This window comes from Microvirga antarctica, assembly GCF_017921815.1.
In the GTDB taxonomy this organism is placed as follows: domain Bacteria; phylum Pseudomonadota; class Alphaproteobacteria; order Rhizobiales; family Beijerinckiaceae; genus Microvirga; species Microvirga antarctica.
Map to the genome: position 1 here is coordinate 1 of NZ_JAGEMM010000030.1, position 337 is coordinate 337.

At 56.1% G+C, this 337-nt stretch carries 1 protein-coding gene; it reads right to left on the minus strand.

Going from position 1 to position 337, the window contains the following annotated elements; genetic code table 11:
• Positions 1-337: 4-hydroxythreonine-4-phosphate dehydrogenase PdxA (locus tag J4G32_RS20740; protein ID WP_210497530.1), on the minus strand; the 337-nt coding region annotated here is incomplete at both ends.

Consider the following 337-nt stretch of genomic DNA (forward strand, 5'->3'; position numbering starts at 1 on the left):
CGCCTTCGCCCGCGTGCGGATTCAGGCCACAGACAAGAATGCGCGGTTCGGCAATACCAAATTTGGTCCGCAAATCGTGATGCAAAATAGCAATCACTTCGTGCAAAAGCGCAGGGGTGATGGCGTCTGCAATCGCCCGTAGCGGCAGATGCGTGGTCGCCAGCGCCACGCGAAGTTCTTCGGTTGCCAGCATCATCACGACTTTTTTCGCCTGCGAACGCTCTTCGAAAAACTCGGTATGACCGGTAAACGGAATGCCTGCGTCGTTAATAACGCCTTTGTGCACGGGGCCTGTGATCAGCGCGGCAAATTCACCGTTCAGACAGCCATCACACGC